This window comes from Nonomuraea sp. NPDC048892, from assembly GCF_040649735.1.
GTDB lineage: Bacteria > Actinomycetota > Actinomycetes > Streptosporangiales > Streptosporangiaceae > Nonomuraea > Nonomuraea maheshkhaliensis.
Genome location: NZ_JBEZFZ010000003.1, coordinates 1 through 17,327 on the forward strand (window position 1 = coordinate 1; position 17,327 = coordinate 17,327).

Genomic DNA, 17,327 nt, shown 5'->3' on the forward strand with positions numbered 1-17,327 from the left:
CGTCACCGCCGGCGGCCTGCACGAGTTGCTCGACGATCGGGCTCATCGTGGCCACGTAGGGGATGTTGTCCACGATGGCCGACAGCACGGCCGAGGCGCCCAGCAGCCCCATCGTGGTCAGCTCCAGCCGCCCGTCGGTGGCCGCGACGGCGGCCTGGGACAGCTGGCCGATGACGCCGGTCTCGACCAGCGCGCCGACCATGACGAACAGCCCGGCGAAGAACACCAGCGTGGGCCACTCCACCTCGGCGATGGCCTCGGAGGTGGTCACCCTGGTCGCCGCCACCAGCACGCCCGCGCCGAGCAGCGCGACCACGCTCGGCTCGTAGTGCAGCACGGGATGCAGGACGAACGCCGCCATCACCAGCGCCAGCACCGCCAGGCTCTGCCACAGCAGCCGCCGGTCCGCGATCGCCTCCCGCTCGTCCAGCGCCATGATCGATGCGGCGCGTTCCGGGTCGTAGCGGAACGAGCGGCCGAACATCAGCCGGCACAGGCCGACGAACACCGCCATCAGCAGGATCACCATCGGTGCCATGTGGATGAGGAAGTCGTTGAAGCTCAGGCCGCCGCGGCTGGCGATGATGATGTTCGGCGGGTCACCGACCAGCGTGGCGGCGCCGCCGATGTTGGACGCCATCGCCTCGGCGATCAGGAACGGCACCGCCGAGACGGCCAGCCGCTCACACACCAGGAACGTCACCGGCGCGATCAGCAGCACCGTCGTCACGTTGTCCAGCAGCGCCGACGCCACGGCGGTGATCAGCACCAGCAGCACCATCAGCCGGAACGGCCGCCCGCGGGCACGCTTGGCCGCCCAGATGGCCAGATATTCGAAAACGCCGGTCTGTTTCAGCACCCCGACGATGATCATCATACCGAGCAGCAGGAAGATGACGTTCCAGTCGATGCCGGAGTGCTCGGAGAAGAACGCCGCCTCGGCGCCGGTGGCGTGAATGGCCAGCATGATCCCCGCGCCGCCCAGGGCTGCGGCGACCCGGTGGACCTTTTCGGTGGCGATCAACGTGTAGGCGGCCAGGAAGACCGCCACGCTGACCCAGGACAGCACGCTCATGCCGCGAGCATCCGATCCAGCAGCGCCTGCAGCGTCACCGCCCCTATCAACCGGCGGCCGTCGCCGAGGATGGCGACCAGCGGGCTGCGGGTGCGGGCCATCAGCGCGGCCAGCTCCAGCACCGTAGCGTCAGGGTCGGTGACCGGCAGCTCGCGCCGCTGCCGCGGCAGGGCCTCGCGCACGGTCCGGCCGGCGAGGCCGTCCAGGAAGCGGTCGGCGTGCGCCTCGTCCACCACCCGCGCCAGCGCCGGGTCGTCCTGGCAGTAGGTGGGCACGGCCAGGCGCAGCACCTCGGTGCCGGGCAGGATGGTGAACGGCGCGCCGTCGTCGCCGACCACGATGATGCCGGGCAGGTCCTGGTCGGCCAGCATCCTGGCCGCGTCGATCACCGGAGAGTCGAGCCCGACCACGGGAAAGTCGGCTAGCAGGTCACGAGCGCGCATCGGGGCACATCCTTCGGGCAACGGGACAAGGACCTGCCGACCAGACTTCCCGGCGCACCTGTAGGGACCGTATCAAGATGTGTCAAGGTCGGCGAGGCCGGAGCTCCCTGTTCGCCACGCATCCCCAAAATCGGGCTCGGCATACTTCTTGGCGCGCAGAGGTCGGTACAGGTAGACGGCTTTTGCCTTTACCTCGCTCGGCACGGGAAGCTGTACGCCGTCACCTTGGCCACTGGGCGCCGGCCCAGGCGCGTGGACGAGCAGAAATCGTCCGGTTAGAGGTCACATCCGCTCTGGCAACGGTCATGACGGGCGCTATGACCGTTCCCGCTGAGCGCTCTGGTCTGCACGGAGTCCCGGACCTGCCCCGGCCGGGTAGCGGCTGTCGTCGTCCTCACAGGCCGTTGACGACCGCATCGGCACGTTCACGGCCGCCGGTTGGCCGGGGCGGTCGGTATCGACGCCCACCTCCACCACCCACGTCAAGCGATATCCGCTGGTCACATTCCCCGGTCCCATGCACCGGCCGAGCGCGGGGAACTGGAATGTGCTGGTGCTTGCCTCAGCCACAGGACGCCAGTTCCAACGCGCAGGGCCACGCGGAGGGCCCAAGCGCCGAGCGCATAAGCGCTCCAACGGCGCATCTTCGTCCTGATCGCACGCTGTCTGGCCATGGAAGTGCGTCGACCTCTTGGGAGATTGGCGGATCTGACACATGAGCATCTCGTACGCGCCGACCAGCGCCAAGCTCGGCCAGCCGGCGATCAACCGAGCGATGACCGTCGGCTCGGCGACCGCCACGTTGGCCCCGACGCTCGCCAGACTGCTGACAATCAACAACACCCACGGCAGAACGCCACCCCGATCGCCTTGCCGGCTGGCTCGCAACAGCACCATCGACGCCGCCACGATCGTGCCATCCACCGCCGACGGAATGAGCGCAGCAGCCAGCTCGTCCTCGCCATGGGCAACGGCCAGCCCACGCATATGCCGGAACGACACCACCGCAGCAATCCCGGCCAGCACGAGAACCGCCGCCGTGGTCGTCCACCGAATCCACCGATCCGACGACTCCGCTCCCCCAGGCCGCATAGCGGCCATTGCCGCCGGTGACTCGCCAGAGTCGCGCTGAGCTTCGTCAACGTCCCTTGCTCGACCGAAGCATCCGCCAACGTCATCCCCACCACCCGACGATCCCGACTTCGCCTGATGTCGTGGAAGCCGCCGCACGGCCTCGATCTTCGCCTGTCGCTCCGGCTGCGCTCTGCAACGGCAGGAAAGCCTTGTTCAGAGGGCATGTCGACGTGTCCCCTTCTTCTGGACCCCTCGCAGGGGGCACGCAAAAGTTCAGGGTCTTCTCGGTGCCGCTCCAGGGATTCGAACCCTGAACCTCCGCCTCCTGAAGACGGCGCCTCTGCCAGTTGGGCCAGAGCGGCTGGACCCCGGGCTTGGCTGGCGTGGGCCGGCCCGGGGCGAGGGCCTGGTCCGGCCGAGGGGCGCCATTCCCGTCGGCCAGGCCGTAGCCCGCGGCCCTTTCCTTTCAGGGCCGTCGTCCGAGCGGCAGGATTCGAACCTGCGATTCTCCTGCTCCCAAGGCAGGCGGGCTGACCAAACTGCCCCACACTCGGAATGAAAAACAATCAGCCGCCCCGGACTTTCGTCCGAGACGGCTTTCCGGTGAACCCGTCGGAGGGTTATCCGGAAAGCCTCGGCGCACCTGGGGAGGGCGCGAGCAGCCGGTAGCTGATCAGGACGTTCAGGTCGGTCACTTCGGGCTCTCCCTTCTTTCTCGCCGGCGGACGTTGTCCACGGTAAACGGATGATCGGGCGGCGTGCCACCTATTTATTGTCCTTCTGCTCCCGGTGCCAGCCCGCGCTCACCTGGGTCTCGGGGAAGTCGACGCGGAATCGGGGCAGGGCGTCCGGGTAATTCTCCCGGACGAAGTTGACCAAGAATTCGCGTACATCGCATTTGAGGTCCCATGAGGACGGCGAGTCGGCGGCGCTCATCAGGGCGCGCAACTCCACGAGCCCGTTCGGCAGCACGTCGGTGACCTGGAGCGTCCAGTCCTTCTGGTCCCACAGCGGGTTTCCCTGGAGGAACTCGTACAGGGCGTCGCGGAGTTTCGGGACGGGGACGGCCCAGTCCACCCGCAGGTAGACCACGGCCAGGACGCGGCTGCCGTGGCGGGTCCAGTTCTCGAACGGGTTCTGGGTGAAGTACGACACCGGCAGCACGAGCCGCCGTTCGTCCCAGAGACGCAGCACCACGTACGTGAGCGTGAGCTCCTCGATCCGCCCCCACTCCTTCTCGACCACCACGACGTCGTCGAGGCGGAGCGCGTCGCTGAAGGCGAGTTGCAGGCCGGCCAGCACGTTGCCGATGGTCGGCTGGGCGGCGATGCCGACGACGGCGCCCGCGATGCCGGCGGAGGCGAGCAGGCCGGCGCCGAGCGCGCGGACCTGTGGGAAGGAGAAGAGCATCGCGCCGACCGCGACCACGATGATGACCGCGGCGGCGATGCGGCGGACCAGCGCGATCTGGGTCATGATCCGCCGCGCCCGCCGGTTGCGCTCGCCTTCGACCAGCACCAGCCGGTCGAGGACGACGTCGGTCAGCGCGTACGTGGCCTGCACGATCAGCCAGGTGACCGCCGCGATCGTGACCAGGCCGAGCACCCGCTCCACCGTGCCGGCCAGGGCCCGCTCGGCCGGGGCGTCGCCGAACATCCCCTGCCCGAACGCCGCGTTGGCGGCCACCGCGGCGGCCATCAGGAAGGCGGGCCACGTGCAGTGCTCCACGAGGTGGCGGGCCAGGGCCCATTTGCGCCCTGCGCGGTTCAGCAGCCGCCGGAGCACCTCCACCAGGAGGATCGATCCGATCACCGCGATGAGGAGGATCGGCCAGTCCGCCGGAGACTGCACGTTCATGCCCCCTATGTCTTAGAACGTCTCGTCAAAGCTCACATTGCCCTCAACCGCCACTTGGTAAGCAGAGACACGCCGTTCGAAGAAGTTGGCCAGCTCCTGCACGTCCTGCAACTCCATGAACGCGAAGGGGTTGGCCGAGTCGTAGCGCCGGGGCAGGCCCAGCCGGGTCAGCCGCTGGTCGGCGACGTATTCGAGGTACTGGCGCATCTGCTCGACACCCATGCCGGGCATGCCGTCGCCGCAGAGGTCCGCCGCGAAGGCGAGTTCGGCGGCGACGGCCTCCTCCAGCATGAGCGTGACCTGCTTGCCCAGCTCGTCGTCGAACAGCGAAGGCTCCTCGGCGCGCACGGTGTCCACGACGCTGAACGCGAACTCCATGTGCATGGACTCGTCGCGGAAGACCCAGTTCGTCCCCGTGGCCAGACCTCCGAGCAGGCCACGGGAGCGGAACCAGTAGACGTAGGCGAACGCGCCGTAGAAGAACAGGCCCTCGATGCAGGCGGCGAAGCAGATGAGGTTCAGCAGGAACTGGCGGCGTTCCGCGGCGCTCTCCAAGCGGCGCAGGCCGTCGATGGAGTCGATCCACCGGAAGCAGAACTCGGCCTTGTCGCGGATCGAGGGAATGTGCTCGATGGCGGCGAACGCCTTGACCCGCTCGTCCGGGTCGGGCAGATAGGTGTCGAGCAGGGTCAGGTAGAACTGCACGTGCACGGCCTCCTCGTAGAGCTGCCTGCTCAGGTAGAGGCGCGCTTCGGGGGCGTTGACGTGCTGGTAGAGGTTGAGCACGAGGTTGTTGGCCACGATCGAGTCGCCGGTGGCGAAGAAGGCGACCAGCCGGTTGATCAGGTGGCGTTCCTGCGGCGTCATCTTGGCCAGGTCGGCGAGGTCGTTGTGCAGGTCGACCTCCTCGACGGTCCAGGTGTTGCGGATGGCCGCGCGGAAGCGCTCGTAGAAGTCGGGGTAGCGCATGGGACGCAGGGTGAGGTCCATGCCGGGGTCGAGCAGCATGAGAGGGGCTCCTTACTGGCAGGCTTCGCAGGTTTCCGGGTTCTCCAGCGAGCACGCGACCGCCTCGGCCGCCGCGAGCGCGGAGGAGCGGGTGGGCTGGGCCGTCACCGTGGTCTGGGCGATGCGGGTGGCGGGGCGGGAGCGCAGGTAGTACGTGGTCTTCAGGCCGCTCTTCCAGGCGTAGGCGTACATCGAGGAGAGCTTGCCGATGGTGGGGCTGGCCATGAACAGGTTGAGCGACTGCGACTGGTCGATGTACGGCTGGCGCGCGGCGGCCAGGTCGATCAGCGCCTTCTGCGGCAGCTCCCAGGCGGTGCGGTAGAGCACCTTGAGGTCCTCGGGGATGCCGGGCACGGTCTGCACCGAGCCGTCGGCCCGCTTGAGGTCGTCGCGGAGCTGCTGCGTCCACAGCCCGCGCGCCTGGAGATCGGCCACCAGATACCGGTTGACCTGGAGGAACTCACCCGACAGGGTCTCGCGCTTGAACACGTTGGAGACCTGCGGCTCGATGCACTCGTAGCAGCCGGCGATGGAGGCGATCGTGGCGGTGGGGGCGATGGCGATCATGAGCGAGTTCCGCAGGCCGGTGCGCGCGATCTTCTCGCGCAGCGCCTCCCAGCGCGCCGAGCCGGCCGCCGCGTAGTGGTCTGGGTGCAGCACACCGGCGGCGGCGCGCGTGTCGGCGTACGACGGGTGCCGGCCGCGTTCTGCCGCGAGGTCGGCCGAGGTGTCGTACGCGGCCAGCGCGATCTCCTCGGCGATCCTGGTGGACAGCTCCAGCGCCCGCGGCGAGTCGAACGGCAGCCGCAGCGTGAAGAACACGTCGGCCAGCCCCATCACGCCGAGCCCGATCGGCCGCCACCGCCGGTTGGCCGCCCCGGCCTCAGGCGTCGGGTAGAAGCCGAGGTCGATGGTGCGGTCGAGGAAGCGCACGGCGGTCCTTACGGTGCCGCGCAACCGCTCCCAGTCCATGTCGCCATCCACGCCGCCGCCGGCCAGGTGGGCTGCCAGGTTGACCGAGCCGAGGTTGCAGACGGCCGTCTCGGCGTCGCTGGTGACCTCCAGGATCTCGGTGCACAGGTTCGACAGGTGGATGACGTTCTCGGGGCGGGCGGTCTGGTTGGAGGTGCGGTTGGCGGCGTCCTTGAACGTCATCCAGCCGTTGCCGGTCTGGGCGAGGGTCCGCATCATGCGGCCGTAGAGGGTACGCGCCGAAATTTGCCTGACATATCGCCCGGCGGCCTCATAAGCGCGATATTTCGCCTCGAACTCCGCCCCGTACAGGTCGGTGAGCTCGGGCACCTCCTTCGGGTCGAACAGCGACCACATCTCGTCAGCCTCGACCCGCCGCATGAACTCGTCGGGCACCCAGTTGGCCAGGTTGAGGTTGTGGGTGCGGCGGGCGTCCTCGCCGGTGTTGTCGCGCAGTTCGAGGAACTCCTCGATGTCGGCGTGCCAGGTCTCCAGGTAGACGCAGGCCGCGCCCTTGCGCCGCCCACCCTGGTTGACCGCCGCCACCGAGGAGTCGAGCGTGCGCAGCCAGGGGACGATGCCGTTGGAGTGGCCGTTCGTGCCCCTGATGAGGGAGCCGCGCGAGCGCACCCGGGTCCACGAGATGCCGATGCCGCCCGCGTACTTGGACAGCCTGGCCACCTGCCCGTACCTGTCGTAGATGGCTTCGAGCTCGTCGCGCGGCGAGTCGAGCAGGAAGCAGGACGAAAGCTGCGGGCGGCGCGCGCCGGAGTTGAACAGGGTGGGCGAGCTGGGCAGGTACGACAGCGTGGACATCAGCCCGTACAGCTCGGCCGCCTCGGCGACGCTCTCCGACAGCCCGCAGGCCACGCGGAGCAGGAAGTGCTGGGGCCGCTCCAGCACCGCCCGGCTCTCGGGGTGGCGCAGCAGGTAACGGTCGTAGACCGTGCGCAGCCCGAAGTACTCGAAGCGGTCGTCCGCGTCGTCCGGCACCAGCGCGTCGAGCTCGGCGGCGTGCGCGGCGACGAACTCGGCCAGCCCGTCCTGGACAAGCCCGGCCGCGTGGGTGGCGGCGACGGACTCGGAGAACGTGCGCACCCCCTGCCCGGCCGCCTCGTCGGCGATCTCCTCGGCCAGCAGCCGGGCGGCGACCCGGGAGTTGGCCGGGTCGGCGATCACCCTGGCGGCGGCCTCCTCGATGGCCAGGCGGCGGTCAACCTCAACGATCTGAGTCACGTGCTCTCTCTCCTCGCGAGCTCATCCCCGTGAGGGCACGCGAGAGCACGACGGCCAGAGGTCTCCCCCGCCGCGGCGCGCTCCGGCCCGCCCTCGAGGCCCTGAACACTTCACACCGCTGGCAGGTCTTCGGGCTTGCGGGCGTGCTCGATGGCTCCTACTGGCCGTCGCTTCCCGGATCTCTCCAGTGCGTATGACGGCGGTCGTTCCCGCTCACCGCTGCGGGGCAGCCCCGGAATCGCACCGGGTTCCCTTTTGCTCCGCCTCGGGTGAGGCGAACCAGCGACGACCAGGATCCTACATCTAGTGGCCGTTCCCGCAACTACCCCAGCATGTTGTGGCTTTGGTGGCGTCGATCAAACCGAGATCGCGCAGCGTCGCCCGGGTGCGGGCGATCTCCGTGCCGAGCCAGAGCGCGAAGTCGTCGCCCGCCAGCGGGATCGTCAGCCAGCCCGCCGTCCGGCAGGCGGCCTCCCACGCCCTCGACCCCAGCACCTCGTCACACATGCGCACGGCCGCCTCGCGCCGCTCCGCGGGCATGTCCTCGGGCCCGAACGCGGCCACCCAGTCGGCGAAGTCCACCCGTACGCCGCATTCGAGCAGCGTCGGCGCGTCGAGGTCGGGCACGCGCCGGGCCGAGGACACCGCGAGCGCCCTGACCCGGCCGCGGCCGATGCCGGTGCGCCAGTTGGACAGGGGGCCGGCGGCGGCGGTGGCCCGGCCCGCCATCAGCGCGGCGACGGCCTCGCCGCTGCTGGGATAGCCGGTGTAGTCGACCTGCCTGGTGTCGGCGCCGAGCGCCTTGGCGATCAGGCCGAAGAGCAGGTGGTCGGGCTCGCCCTGCGGCCCGCCGGTCAGCAGGGTCCGGCCGGGGCCGGCGAGCAGCCGGGCGCAGAAGTCGTCGAAGTCGCGCAGCGGCGAGCCGTCGGGCACGACCACCACCTCGGCCTCGCCGCTCAGCCTGGCCAGCGGGGTGCCGGTGTCGAGCAGGCTCTGGCCGTTGTTCAACTCGGCCGCGGTGAGCGCGGGCAGGCCGGTCACGGTGATCATCGAGCCGGCGCCCAGGCCGGTGCCGGCCTCGAACCCGGCCGCTCGGGCGGCTCCGGCGAACGCCTGACCGACGCGGGCCCAGCGCCGCCGGTCGGAGTTGATCGAGAATCCGGTACGCGGTGCGGCCAGGCGCTCACCTGCGCGCTCGACACCGCACCCGGCGGCGCAGGCCGCCAGGCCGAGGCCCCAGGCGATGAAGCCCCGGCGGCGCATGATCGTGCTGCCCAAATCCCCCATTACTCTAGGTTATTAACCCATTACAAGTGGCTATACACCGGGGTCCCGGTCAACACACAAAATCACTATTTTTGCCGCTTTTTCATGATTTTTAGGCTTATCTGACTTTCTTTCCGACTCCCGCCATGAGGGACGACGGCAGCGACCAGTCACCCACCAGCTTGGGCCGGTCGGGACGCCAGTCGGTGGCCTGCACGAGCCCCGGCGGCTCCAGCGGGAAATCGCCGAAGAACGCCCGGATCTGCGCCGGTGTGCGGTCGGCCCCGTTGCGCGAGGACGATCCCCGCTGGACGCTCCTGGCCCGCTCCTCGTCCTCGATGCGGCCGAGCGTCGTCGCGTGCGAGATCACCAGATGGCTGCCCGGCGCCATCCGTTCGCGCAGGACGGCCACCGCACGCTGCGGGTCCCGCTCGTCCGGCAGGAAGTGCAGGATCGACACCATCAGCACGGCCACCGGCCGGTCGAGGTCGAGGAACTCACCCGCCTTCGCCAGCACCTCCTCGGGATCGAGCAGGTCGGCCTGGACGAAACAGGCCCTGCCCGGCGAGCGCCGGAGCAGGACCGTGGCGTGGGCGGCGACGACGGGATCGCGGTCGACGTAGACGACTTTGGCCTCGGGGGCCACCTCGTGCGCGCTGCCCTGGGTCGGCAGCCCGCTGCCGAGGTCGATGAACTGGGTGACCCCGGCGCGGGCCACATAACGCACGGCACGCTGGAGGAAGGCCCGGTTCGCCCGGGCCAGCGGGACCGCCTCCGGGATCAGCTCCGCCAGGTGATCGATGGCCTGGCGGTCGACCGCGTAGTTGTCCTTCCCGCCGAGCATGTAGTCGTACATGCGTGCGGGATGGGGCCGGTGTTGGTCGAACTGCCGCACAGTTTGAATTTATGCCGTCCGCAGCGAGATAACGATAGTTTGGCCCGAATTAGCCTCTTACTCGACCGTAACGCTCTTGGCGAGATTGCGAGGCTTGTCCACATCGCGGCCGAGCGCCACGGCGGCGTAATAGGCGAGGAGCTGCAGCGGGATCGTCAGCAGGATGGGATCGAGCTCGATCTCGTTCTTCGGGATGACGATGACGTCGTCGGCCAGTTTGGCGTCGGGCGCGCGGTGGCCGACCATGAGCACCCGGCCGCCGCGGGCGCGGATCTCGCCGAGCGTGGTGAGGTTCTTGTCGAGCAGCTCGTCGTCGGGCACGATCGCGACCGTCGGCATGTCGGGGCCGATCAGGGCGAGCGGGCCGTGCTTGAGCTCGCTGGCCGGATAGGCCTCGGCGTGCACGTACGAGATCTCCTTGAGCTTCTGCGCGCCCTCGCGGGCCACCGGGTAGCCGCGCACGCGGCCGACGAACATCATGCTCGGGTGCTGGGCGTACTTCTTGGCCAGCTCCGCGATCTCCTCGCTCTGGGCGAGGATCTGCTCGATCTGGCCGGGCAGCCGGCGCAGCCCGTCCACGATGCGCCGCCCGTCGGCGGGCGACAGGTCGCGCACCCGGCCGAGGTGCAACGCCAGCAGCGCGAACGCCACCGAGGTCGAGGTGAACGCCTTGGTCGAGGCGACCGACACCTCGGGGCCCGCGTGCAGGTAGATGCCGCCGTCGACCTCGCGGGCGATGGCGCTGCCCACGGCGTTGACGATGCCGATCACCCGGCCGCCCTTGCGCTTGAGCTCCTGGACGGCGGCGAGCGTGTCGTACGTCTCCCCCGACTGGCTGATCGCGACGTAGAGCGTGTCGGGGTCGACGACCGGGTTGCGGTAGCGGAACTCGCTGGCCGGCTCGGCGTCGGCCGGGATGCGGGCCAGCTCCTCGATGAGCTGCGCCCCGATCTGCCCCGAGTAGTACGCCGACCCGCAGCCGATGATCTTCACCTGGCGGAAGCCCCGCGTCTCGCGGGCGTCCATGTTGAGGCCGCCGAGGTGGGCGACGTGGAAACGCTCGTCGAGCCGCCCGCTCATGGTGCGGGTGATCGTCTCGGGCTGCTCGGAGATCTCCTTGAGCAGGTAGTGCTCGTAGCCGCCGGTGTCGTAGTGGCCGGCGTCCCAGTCGACGGTCAGCGGCTCCTTGGCCGTCTCGCGGGCGTCGCTGGCGAAGGTGTGGAAGCCGTCGGCCTTGAGCACGGCCAGCTCGCCGTCCTCCAGGTGGACGACCTGACGGGTGTAGCGGACCAGCGCGGCCACGTCGGAGGCGGCGAACATCTCCTTCTCGCCGATGCCGAGCACGATCGGGCTGCCGTTGCGGGCCACCACCACCTCGCCGGGCCGCTCGGAGTCGATCACGGCGATGCCGTAGGTGCCGACGACGCTCTTGAGCGTCTTCCGTACGGCCTCCTCCAGCGACTCGTTCTCGTCGGCGGCGTGCGCGATCAGGTGCGCGAGCACCTCGGTGTCGGTCTCGGAGGCGAACACCACGCCGTCGGCCTCCAGCTTGGCGCGCAGCTCGCCGGCGTTCTCGATGATGCCGTTGTGCACGACCGCGATGCGCTCGTCCGCGGACAGGTGCGGGTGGGCGTTGACGTCACTCGGCACGCCGTGCGTGGCCCAGCGGGTGTGCCCGATGCCGAGGCCGCCCTTGAACCTGGCCGGCACGACCTTGGCCAGATCGGCCACCCGGCCCTTGACCTTGCGCACCTTGAGGCCCTTGTTGGACACGACGACCCCCGCCGAGTCGTAGCCCCGGTATTCGAGCCGCTGCAGCCCCTCCAGCAGGATGGGCGCGGCGTCCTTGGGGCCGACGTAGGCCACGATTCCGCACATCGAGGTCTCCTCTATCCGTAAACGATCCTGCGAAGCTGCCGTAGCGACAGCTCCGGCGCCGCGACCCGGCGGGCGTCTAACTCGCCGGCGATCCTGGGGAAGATCTCGTCGTTGGTGAATCCCCTGGCCTTCAGCTCCCCGTGCCGGCGGCGGACGAACTCCTCGGCCGGCTCGGAGAAGTACGACAGCACGTCGGCGACCACGCGGGCCGCCTCGCCCGGACCGAGCGGGCTCGTCCTCGTGAGGTGGGTGATGAGATCTTCGTACGGATGCCGTGTCGTGGACACAGACGAGGACACTACGGCTCTGGAGTGAGACACGCCAACATCCTGCCCGAAATCGGGCAGGATTTAACGTCAGAGGGCTCCGGAACGACCCCAGCCTCACGTCAGAGGGTCGCGGAACGGCCCCAGCCCTGGCCGAAGCGCCGGCAGGCGAACGCGCCGGCGGCCACGCCGAGCCCGGCCAGCACCGCCGCGGGACCGGCCGTGCCCGCCACGTCACCCCTGACGGCGGCCTGCAGCATGGTCGTGGCCCAGTAGCCGGGCGAGAGCGGCGCGACGGCCTGCGCCCAGGCGGGCATCAGCGCGTACGGGACCAGCGCCCCGCCCAGCGCGCTGACCGACAGGGCGACGATGTTGCACAGGGTGCTGAGCCCGCCCTGGCTGCGTACGACAGCGGCGACGGCCGTGCCGACGCACAGCAACGCGAAACACCACGCGGCCACGGCCAGCGCGAGCGGCCAGAGCGGTCCCGCCGGGCGCAGGCCGACCACGAGCACCCCGTACGCCAGCAGCACGGTCTGCTGGACGACCAGCACGCCGAAGACCGGCAGCGCCTTGCCGATCATGATCTCGGGGACCCTGGCGCGGGTGGCACGCAGGCGGTCCCAGGTGTGCCAGGTGCGTTCGGTGAGAGTGGCGGTGGCGACGTCGGCCATCGACAACACCGAGAACATCACCAGCAGGCCGGTCACCGCCTGGGTGGCCTCGCCGAGCATGCCCTTGAAGATGAGCATGAGCACCATCGGCATGACGAGGTAGCTGACGAAGTGGGCGGGATCGCGCCGTCGCAGCAACACGTTGTGCCCGGCCAGCACGATGATCCGCCGCAGTGAGGCGCGGGGGCGGCTCGGGGCTTCATGTGACATGTGACAGCTCCCGGTAGAGGTCGTCGAGGGACGGCCGGCGGATGTCGATGCCGAGCACGGGCCGGTCGAGGCCGCGCAGCAACTCGACCAGGGTGGCCGTCGGATCGGTGGTCGCCACGGCGATCTCCGCCGCGCCCTCCACCGTCACCCTGACCTCACCCGGCAGGTCCCGCAGCAGGTCGGCGGCGGCACCCCTGGCGATCACCCGCCCGTTCCCTGCCACCGCGACCGTGGCCGCCAGCTCGGTCAGCTCCGGCAGGTAGTGGGTGCAGTAGACGACGGCGGCCCCGCCCTGCGCCCGGCGGCGTACGGCGGCGAGCAGCGCGGCGCGTGTTTCGGGGTCGGCGCCCGCGGTGGGCTCGTCGAGGAGCAGCACCTCCGGCTCCGGCAGGAGCGCGGTGGCGGCCTGCGTGCGGCGCTGCTGGCCGCCGGAGAGCAGGCCGACCCGCCGGTCGAGCACCTCGGTGAGGGCCAGCTCCTCCGCCGTGCCCTCGACGGCCGCGGCCAGGGCCCGGCCGCGCAGCCCGGCCAGGCCGCCGAAGAGCCGCAGCGTCTCGCGGACGGTGATGCTCGGGTAGAGCGCGAGGTGCTGCGGGGCCATCCCCACGTCGCCCCCGACCCGCACCCGCCCCGCGTCCGGCGCGGTGAGACCGGCGGCGATCTCGAAGAACGTCGTCTTCCCCGCCCCGTTGTGCCCGACCAGGCCCGCGATCTCCCCCGGCTCGACCCGCAGGTCGAAGCCGTCGAGCGCGACGACCCCGCCGTAACGCTTGACCAGTCCTTCGGCTGTCAGCATGACGACCCGCCTCCCTCAGTCTACGTCGTAGACTGCTCTACACTGTAGACTGATGCCGTGCGGAAGCTCAAGACCTCGCGGCAGCCGGAGATCCTCGACGCGGCGCTCGCCATCGCCGACGAACGCGGGCTCGACGCCCTGTCCATGCGGGCCGTGGCGGAGCGGGTCGGGGTGACGCCCATGGCTCTCTACGGCTATTTCCGCAACAAGGACGAGCTGCTCGACGCCCTGGTGGGGCGGCTGCTCACCGGACTGACCCCGTCCGAGGCGGCGGGCACGTGGCAGGAGCGGCTGTCGGAGATCGCGCAGGCGACCCGGCGGCTGGCCCGGGAGCATCCCGCGGTCTTCCCGCTGCTGCTCTTCCGGGCCTCGGTGACGCCCGACGGGGTGCGCGTGGTGGATCTGATCTATCAGGCGCTGCTCGACGCGGGGGTGCCGGAGGCGGACGTACCCAGGATCGAGCGACTGGTGAGCACGTTCGTGCTGGGGTTCGCGATCTCCGAGGTGAACGGGCGCTTCTCCAGCGCCTCGGACGAGTCGCGGACGCGGCGGGGGGCCGATCTGCCCGCGCACCGGCGGCTCGCGGGGCGTCTGGCGGTCGATGACTGGGATGCCGAGTTCGCAGCGGATCTGGCAGATCTCATGCGTATCATCCGACCCGTCTGACACATCCCTTTCCGGGGCATGGTTACGGTGAGTAGTTGTTCCGTGACATTCCTGGGGAGATGTTCATGCACCTCTGGCTGGCCGCCGCCCTGGCCGCAGGCACCCTCACCACACCCGCCGCCCTCCCGCCCGCCGTACCTGGACGGCATCCGCTCACCGGGATGGCGGCCTTCGGGACCGCAGCCGCCGGAACGACTTCAGGGGCGACGACCTCCGGGACAACGACCTCAGGACGGCAGGCCGATTTCGCCGCCGCCGCGCGGGAGTTCGGGGTGCCGGAGAGCGTGCTGCTCGGGGTGGCCTACCTGGAGTCGCGGTGGGACGTTAACGGCGGGCGGCCCAGCACAGCGGGCGGTTACGGGCCGATGCACCTGATCGACGCCTTCCCCGCCGACGCGCTCGGGCACGGCCACGTGATCGGGGACGCCCTCGGGGACCCCCGGGGAGACGACGCGAGACCGATGTCCCGTACGCACGCCGAACTTGGCGCGCCCCCACCGCACGCCGCACTACGCACGACCCAGGACTCCGCCGCCGCACCTGTCACCACTCTTCCCGAGGCCGGCCGCCTGGCCGGCGTGGAGCCCGCCCGGCTGCGGACCGACCCGGCGGCCAACATCCGCGCCGGCGCCGCACTCCTCGCCTCCTACCAGGACCGGCCCAGTTCCGACCCGGCCGACTGGTACGGAGCCGTGGCCAGGTACGCGGGCACGGACGATCCGGTGGCGGCGGAGGCGTTCGCGGACGAGGTGTTCGCGGTGATGCGGGAAGGGGTGCGGCGGCGTACCGATGACGGACATCTGGTGCGACTCGACCCCGTGAACCTGTCACCGGGCGGGAAGTCGGCGGCGAGCGAACGAGCCGGAACCGCCGCCGCCCCGGCCGTACCCGACCCTCTGAACGCCCCACCCGCCACCGCCGAGCAGCACGCCACCGACACGTCAGACGCCACCGCCGGCACCTCGCGCGCTTCAACGGACGAAGAGTTCGCTGACGACGAACCATCGGACAACGAGCCGCTGGACGATGAGCCATTGGGTGATGATGACCCGTTGAACTTCGACCTGGATCCGCATCTGGGCTGGGACGGCGAGGCGGAGCCCGACCTGTCCGGCCTGCCGAAGCAGCAGAAGCCAGGCCAGGCCGAATGCCCGTCCACGCTCACCTGCGAATGGATGCCCGCCGCGTACAAACGCTTCGGCAAGAAGAAGGACCGCGACTACGGCAACCACGACCGCCTGGCCCGCACCCGCTCGGTCGACTACATCATCATCCACGACACCGAGGGCTCCTACGGGGGCATCCCCTCCATGATCCGCAACCCCAAGTACGTGAGCTGGCACTACACGATCCGCTCCCGTGACGGACATGTCGCCCAGCACGTGAAGACGAACGACATCGCCTGGCACGCGGGCAACTGGGACGTCAACACCCGCTCGATCGGCATCGAGCACGAGGGCTACCTGGCCAAGGCCGGCGCCTGGTACACCGAGGCGATGTACCGCTCGTCGGCCAGGCTGGTCAAACACCTGGCCGCCAAGTACCACATCCCGCTCAACCGGGCCCACATCCTCGGCCACGACAACGTACCGGGCACGACCCCGCAGACGGTGGCCGGCATGCACGAGGACCCCGGCCCCTACTGGGACTGGGCCCACTACTTCGCCCTCATGGGCAAGCCCTTCAAGCCCGCGAAGGACAGCGACAAGGACGGTGACTCGGTCATCATCCGGCCGTCGTACACCACCAACCGCCCCCGCTTCACCGGCTGCGTCACCACGAAGCCCGAGCAGGCCTGCCCCGCCCACGGCGCCGCCACCGTCTGGCTGCACAAGTCGCCCAGCCACACCGCTCCCCTCGTCACCGACCTGGGCAAGCACCCGGGCAAGCCGAGCACGTACAGCGTGTACGATCACAGCGCCCGCGCCTCCACCGGCCAGCGCTTCGCCGTCGCGGCCCGGCAGGGCGACTGGACGGCCATCTGGTACCTGGGCCAGAAGGCGTGGTTCCACAACCCGGCCTCCGCCCCGACCGCCATTCCCGCCAAGGGGCCCATGGTGACGCCCGTGTCGGGGCGGGTGAAGGTGTACGGGCGGGCGTACCCGGAGAAGTCGGCCTACAAGAGCGCGGCCTACCAGGCCCTGACACCGCTCAAGTACACGATCGAGCCGGGCCAGACGTACACGGTGGGCGACACGATCACCGGCTCGTACTACGCCGCGAACGCCTTCCGCGCGTCCAAGCACGTCACCACCACCGGCAAGACGCGGTATTACCAGATCCAGCTCGGCCATCGGGTGATGTTCGTCATGACCGGCGACGTCCGCGTGATCAGCTGAATTCCCGGCCACGGCCCCGACGGTGCGCGCGGGCACTCCGCGGAGACGATATGGTTTTCCCGTGGCCCGGCGCACGCCGCCGGAGTTTCACGCGGAAGTGGCTCAGTGGTAGAGCATCACCTTGCCAAGGTGAGGGTCGCGGGTTCGAATCCCGTCTTCCGCTCGGAGCAAGACTCCTGGTGGAGTGGCCGAGAGGCGAGGCAGCGGCCTGCAAAGCCGTCTACACGGGTTCAAATCCCGTCTCCACCTCGATGACCGGCGGACCCTCCGGGATCCGGTAAAGTAAAGAAGCGTCATCACGCGGAAGTGGCTCAGTGGTAGAGCATCACCTTGCCAAGGTGAGGGTCGCGGGTTCGAATCCCGTCTTCCGCTCTGAGTTTTAACTCAATACGGACGATTAGCTCAGCGGGAGAGCGCTTCCCTGACACGGAAGAGGTCACTGGTTCAATCCCAGTATCGTCCACCACACTCCATCGCCAATGTGGTCAACAGGAGTTCCAGCCCCAGGTCACGGCACACGCCGAGAGTCTGGGGCTTTTGTTGTCCGTGGTTGATCACGACTGGGGCCGGCCCGGCGCTCACTTTGTGCTCACCAATGATGACGGTAAGTCTTACTCTCCCTTGACGGCCCACCAGTAACCCTTCAAGCACGAGTGTGCAAGTCCATGCAAA

At 69.5% G+C, this 17,327-nt stretch carries 14 protein-coding genes, 6 tRNA genes and 1 riboswitch; of the genes, 6 read left to right on the forward strand and 14 right to left on the reverse strand.

Translation table 11 applies throughout. The features are described 5' to 3' along the window. From AB0C28_RS09735 to AB0C28_RS09800, 14 genes are all read right to left on the reverse strand, one after another. Positions 1-1,075 (reverse strand): ArsB/NhaD family transporter (locus AB0C28_RS09735; protein ID WP_358073599.1); only part of this gene is annotated, 1,075 nt, incomplete at its 3' end. Further along, complete coding sequence (locus AB0C28_RS09740) at positions 1,072-1,518, reverse strand: CBS domain-containing protein (RefSeq protein WP_357845237.1); 447 nt, start codon at positions 1,516-1,518, stop codon at positions 1,072-1,074. The genes AB0C28_RS09740 and AB0C28_RS09735, both read right to left, overlap by 4 nt. Before the next feature lie 315 nt (positions 1,519-1,833). Then, complete coding sequence (locus tag AB0C28_RS09745; protein WP_358073600.1) at positions 1,834-2,619, reverse strand: DUF2637 domain-containing protein; 786 nt, start codon at positions 2,617-2,619, stop codon at positions 1,834-1,836. A 261-nt stretch (positions 2,620-2,880) separates the two neighbouring features. Beyond that, positions 2,881-2,954 (reverse strand) — tRNA-Leu (locus AB0C28_RS09750). Between the two features lie 116 nt (positions 2,955-3,070). Continuing rightward, positions 3,071-3,146, reverse strand: a tRNA-Pro gene (locus AB0C28_RS09755). Between the two features lie 211 nt (positions 3,147-3,357). Further along, entirely contained in the window at positions 3,358-4,449 is a 1,092-nt protein-coding gene (locus AB0C28_RS09760) for a mechanosensitive ion channel domain-containing protein (RefSeq protein ID WP_358073601.1), read from the reverse strand. Positions 4,450-4,461: 12 nt separating this feature from the next. Further along, positions 4,462-5,457: a ribonucleotide-diphosphate reductase subunit beta gene (locus AB0C28_RS09765; RefSeq protein WP_357845231.1), complete on the reverse strand. Its 996-nt coding sequence runs from the start codon at positions 5,455-5,457 to the stop codon at positions 4,462-4,464. Positions 5,458-5,469: 12 nt separating this feature from the next. Further along, positions 5,470-7,665: a ribonucleoside-diphosphate reductase subunit alpha gene (locus tag AB0C28_RS09770; RefSeq protein ID WP_357845228.1), complete on the reverse strand. Its 2,196-nt coding sequence runs from the start codon at positions 7,663-7,665 to the stop codon at positions 5,470-5,472. 102 nt (positions 7,666-7,767) lie between these two features. Then, positions 7,768-7,964, reverse strand: a riboswitch (cobalamin riboswitch). Between the two features lie 4 nt (positions 7,965-7,968). Then, the gene (locus AB0C28_RS09775) at positions 7,969-8,952 is read right to left on the reverse strand and encodes a tripartite tricarboxylate transporter substrate-binding protein (RefSeq protein ID WP_357845225.1); all 984 of its coding nucleotides are present in this window, start codon (positions 8,950-8,952) and stop codon (positions 7,969-7,971) included. A gap of 97 nt (positions 8,953-9,049) precedes the next feature. Beyond that, positions 9,050-9,826 (reverse strand): SAM-dependent methyltransferase, encoded by a 777-nt coding sequence (locus AB0C28_RS09780; protein ID WP_357845223.1) that lies wholly within the window; start codon positions 9,824-9,826, stop codon positions 9,050-9,052. A gap of 57 nt (positions 9,827-9,883) precedes the next feature. Beyond that, positions 9,884-11,704 carry a glutamine--fructose-6-phosphate transaminase (isomerizing) gene (gene glmS, locus AB0C28_RS09785; protein ID WP_357845220.1) on the reverse strand — a complete coding sequence of 607 codons (1,821 nt, stop codon included), beginning with the start codon at positions 11,702-11,704 and terminating at the stop codon, positions 9,884-9,886. 11 nt (positions 11,705-11,715) lie between these two features. Next, positions 11,716-11,991: a hypothetical protein gene (locus AB0C28_RS09790; RefSeq protein WP_357845216.1), complete on the reverse strand. Its 276-nt coding sequence runs from the start codon at positions 11,989-11,991 to the stop codon at positions 11,716-11,718. A gap of 101 nt (positions 11,992-12,092) precedes the next feature. Continuing rightward, positions 12,093-12,854: an ABC transporter permease gene (locus AB0C28_RS09795; protein ID WP_357845213.1), complete on the reverse strand. Its 762-nt coding sequence runs from the start codon at positions 12,852-12,854 to the stop codon at positions 12,093-12,095. Then, entirely contained in the window at positions 12,844-13,650 is an 807-nt protein-coding gene (locus AB0C28_RS09800; protein WP_357845210.1) for an ABC transporter ATP-binding protein, read from the reverse strand. The genes AB0C28_RS09795 and AB0C28_RS09800 overlap by 11 nt, the downstream gene beginning before the upstream one ends. A gap of 57 nt (positions 13,651-13,707) precedes the next feature. Here AB0C28_RS09800 and AB0C28_RS09805 point away from each other — a divergent pair, with 57 nt between their 5' ends. From AB0C28_RS09805 to AB0C28_RS09830, 6 genes are all read left to right on the forward strand, one after another. Further along, positions 13,708-14,316: a TetR/AcrR family transcriptional regulator gene (locus AB0C28_RS09805; protein WP_357845207.1), complete on the forward strand. Its 609-nt coding sequence runs from the start codon at positions 13,708-13,710 to the stop codon at positions 14,314-14,316. 65 nt (positions 14,317-14,381) lie between these two features. Continuing rightward, positions 14,382-16,655 carry an N-acetylmuramoyl-L-alanine amidase gene (locus AB0C28_RS09810; RefSeq protein ID WP_358073602.1) on the forward strand — a complete coding sequence of 758 codons (2,274 nt, stop codon included), beginning with the start codon at positions 14,382-14,384 and terminating at the stop codon, positions 16,653-16,655. A gap of 91 nt (positions 16,656-16,746) precedes the next feature. After that, a tRNA-Gly gene (locus tag AB0C28_RS09815) sits at positions 16,747-16,818 on the forward strand. A gap of 15 nt (positions 16,819-16,833) precedes the next feature. After that, positions 16,834-16,904 (forward strand) — tRNA-Cys (locus AB0C28_RS09820). 51 nt (positions 16,905-16,955) lie between these two features. Continuing rightward, a tRNA-Gly gene (locus AB0C28_RS09825) sits at positions 16,956-17,027 on the forward strand. Positions 17,028-17,046: 19 nt separating this feature from the next. Then, a tRNA-Val gene (locus AB0C28_RS09830) sits at positions 17,047-17,121 on the forward strand. The last annotated feature ends 206 nt before the right edge of the window (positions 17,122-17,327 follow it).

Excerpts from the sequence above, each read along its gene's own strand:
- AB0C28_RS09765 (WP_357845231.1), bottom strand. The coding sequence starts at position 5,457 with ATGCTGCTCGACCCCGGCATGGACCTCACCCTGCGTCCCATGCGCTAC.
- AB0C28_RS09760 (WP_358073601.1), bottom strand. The coding sequence starts at position 4,449 with ATGAACGTGCAGTCTCCGGCGGACTGGCCGATCCTCCTCATCGCGGTG.
- AB0C28_RS09810 (WP_358073602.1), top strand. The coding sequence starts at position 14,382 with ATGCACCTCTGGCTGGCCGCCGCCCTGGCCGCAGGCACCCTCACCACA.
- AB0C28_RS09795 (WP_357845213.1), bottom strand. The coding sequence starts at position 12,854 with ATGTCACATGAAGCCCCGAGCCGCCCCCGCGCCTCACTGCGGCGGATC.
- AB0C28_RS09740 (WP_357845237.1), bottom strand. The coding sequence starts at position 1,518 with ATGCGCGCTCGTGACCTGCTAGCCGACTTTCCCGTGGTCGGGCTCGAC.
- glmS (WP_357845220.1), bottom strand. The coding sequence starts at position 11,704 with ATGTGCGGAATCGTGGCCTACGTCGGCCCCAAGGACGCCGCGCCCATC.
- AB0C28_RS09800 (WP_357845210.1), bottom strand. The coding sequence starts at position 13,650 with ATGCTGACAGCCGAAGGACTGGTCAAGCGTTACGGCGGGGTCGTCGCG.
- AB0C28_RS09745 (WP_358073600.1), bottom strand. The coding sequence starts at position 2,619 with ATGGCCGCTATGCGGCCTGGGGGAGCGGAGTCGTCGGATCGGTGGATT.
- AB0C28_RS09775 (WP_357845225.1), bottom strand. The coding sequence starts at position 8,952 with ATGGGGGATTTGGGCAGCACGATCATGCGCCGCCGGGGCTTCATCGCC.